Raw genomic sequence first — 2679 nt, 5'->3', positions numbered from 1 at the left:
TTTAACGTCTGATAATTTTTGAATATCTTTGAATTTCATCCAAGAATTATCCCTTGAATTAAATAATTTTGCTGATTAATTTAAGATCAAATAAATTGTACGTTTTTTGATTTATGACGGAAGTCTATTACATTCTCCATATTGAACAAACGTTCATTGGCTTTGAAAGCTTGCTGATTCCCAAAAACCTAAACCGTGTTGAATATCTATAATTATAAACTGACTTATTTGATTATCTCGCGAGATAACTCCTGAACAATATGCAGGGTTAAAACATCATCCTGATTACATCACCTGATTTTACTGGATTTACGTTTTAACCTGCCTATATAACAAGTCGTTTGAAAACATCAGGAATTTAACAATTTTTAACTCAGTTTGAAATCATTTTTATCTCATACTTTTAGCTAAAATATGTATTAACGACATTTTCAAAATATATTGATTATTTTTAATACGGATTTAATTGATGCTTTGCAATGCTTAGGATTTCTGCGTTGTTCTGCACCACAATATGATCGGCCATAATAGCAATATACTGACCCATGCAATATAGGTTAAATACTGGGTATAGCCCAGATAATCTCCTAATATCCCGCTCAGGCTATATAAGCCACCACTCACTGTGGCCATCACCGAAACTTGAAAAGTAAAATCCGTACCCGCCAGATGCTTGCGGCTGTATTGCATAATCAAGGTCAACATCACCACCAAAAGCATGGCAGACACCATATCTTCTGCGGCATTTATGGCATAAATGACCCAATGATTGATTGGTAGTTGCGCTTCATATTGTCCGGCTAACCAGGCATAAGCCATCAGCGTCAATATTTTAACTATTGAAAAAACCAGCAGACTTCGCGGTCGAGACCAGTATTTCAGACACCAGCCCGCCAACCCTGCGCCGAGCAAGGCAGCAAAAGCCCCTAACATGGTCACGTAGATACCAATCTGGCTCAGGCTCAAGCCCATATCAACCATTAAAGGTTTTAATAAAGGCCCGGATAATCCATCGGCGACCTTAAAGGTGAGTAATACCAGCAGCCATTTAGCCAAGGTGGAGTCTGAGCAGAAATATCGAAAATAGGTTTTCATTCGAATTCGGGTCGAAGCCGGCACTGTTTCGGATACAGCTAAATGGTGCGAGGGTTCTTTAAATCTTAAAATCGGCAGTGTATTTAGAAAAACCAGTGCAGCCAAGAATAAAAAAGTGCTTTGCCATTGCAGTAAATCCAGAAACAGTAAAATGGCCCCGCCACCCACAATAAAACCCAGACGTGAGCCAATCACCTGAAAAGTATTGCCCCAATGCTGCTGTTCATTTTTCAAGATATTAACTGCCAGCGCATCGGTAGCAATGTCCTGAGTCGCACCAACCCCATTCATCAGCAGCAATGCGGTAAAAAAAGCCAGTAGATACAATGGCTGGTTTAAAGCCTGAATAGGTAAAAAAGACAGACCTATTAATACGGCAACTGACAGCAATTGCAGTGGAATAATCCAGCTTCGATAATGCCCTTGGGTTTTAACTCCGTAACGGTCAACCAGCGGCGCCCAGAAGACTTTAACCGACCAGGGCAACATGAGCAGACCAAAGCCCCCGATATGCGCCAAAGACACGCCCTGTGCTCGCAGAATCACGGGTAAGGCATGAGTCATAAACCCAACCGGAAGTCCCTGCGCCCAATATAGGGAAAACAATAAAATATAAGTATTCCGCATATTTAGACTAGGTCCCCGAAAGATAAAATGCACCAAAGGCATTAAAGAATGCTATATATTTTGCCAATGATCCAGATTTTACAACAGTCTAATATGATCAAAAATAAAGAGAAATGAGTTTCAGGAAGAAACGCTGATGACCATGACACGCTTTCCCACCCTTCCTCCGCATGTTCCTTCTCGCGGTAGCAAACTGAGCCGGAGCTTTTTTAAGCAGCTATTTTTAGCCCAAGGCTAGCGAATCGAAGGAGAATTTCCGGATTTGCCTAAAGCAGTTGCTATCATTTCGCCACATACCTCCAATATTGATGCCTGGTTGGGGTTTAATGCGCTGCTGGGTCTTGGAATCCAGATTACTATTTTTGGGAAAGACAGCTTGTTTCGTACTCCGTTGAAACCGATTCTGGAGTGGGTGGGTGTGGTGCCAGTCGTCCGAAGTAGCGCACAAGGACAAACCCGGCAGATTGTAGAGATTATTGAACAGTCCGAACAAATCTGGATTGGTATGGCGCCTGAAGGCTCTCGCAAGGCACCGGAAAAAATCCGTAGCGGTTTTTATTATATTGCCCAAGAGGCACAGCTACCGATTGTCATGTTCTCTTTTGATTATGACCTCAAGACCATCCATATCTTGGGTGTTTATCATCTGACCGGTGACTATGAATACGACCTGGAACAGATCTATCAACATTATGCAGGCAAGTTCTCGGCAAAAAATCCGGCCTGGGTGGCGAAGCCGTTACAAAAGCTTTTGAAAAAAGACTAGGCAAAAACCAATTTTTTTGATGTGATAGCCTCAATTTTGTTGATTTAACCGTCATTTTCTACAATGAAATTCGCTCATTATGCTTTTATTGGCTGTCTTGGCCTAAGCTTGGCTGGCTGTGATAAAGCCAGTAAAACTCCGACTGCTACGACTCCGATTAAAGCGCGCGAACCGGTGGTCGCCGTTGCGCT

Annotated in this window: 1 protein-coding gene and 2 pseudogenes; 2 read left to right on the top strand and 1 reads right to left on the bottom strand. The window is 42.1% G+C overall.

The genetic code is table 11. From position 1 onward, the window contains the following. Window positions 1-483: 483 nt before the first annotated feature. Entirely contained in the window at window positions 484-1722 is a 1239-nt protein-coding gene (locus tag E2K52_RS14050) for an MFS transporter (RefSeq protein WP_151205633.1), read from the bottom strand. A gap of 136 nt (window positions 1723-1858) precedes the next feature. Here E2K52_RS14050 and E2K52_RS14045 point away from each other — a divergent pair. After that, window positions 1859-2488, top strand: a pseudogene (locus tag E2K52_RS14045) (1-acyl-sn-glycerol-3-phosphate acyltransferase). Window positions 2489-2551: 63 nt separating this feature from the next. Continuing rightward, a pseudogene (locus tag E2K52_RS15520) lies at window positions 2552-2679 on the top strand (patatin-like phospholipase family protein); the annotation flags it as partial.

It is taken from the genome of Acinetobacter sp. RF14B (assembly GCF_006864105.1).
Classification (GTDB): domain Bacteria; phylum Pseudomonadota; class Gammaproteobacteria; order Pseudomonadales; family Moraxellaceae; genus Acinetobacter; species Acinetobacter lwoffii_C.
Note: the sequence above shows the minus strand (reverse complement) of the source record. Positions and strands in the feature narration are given on the sequence as shown.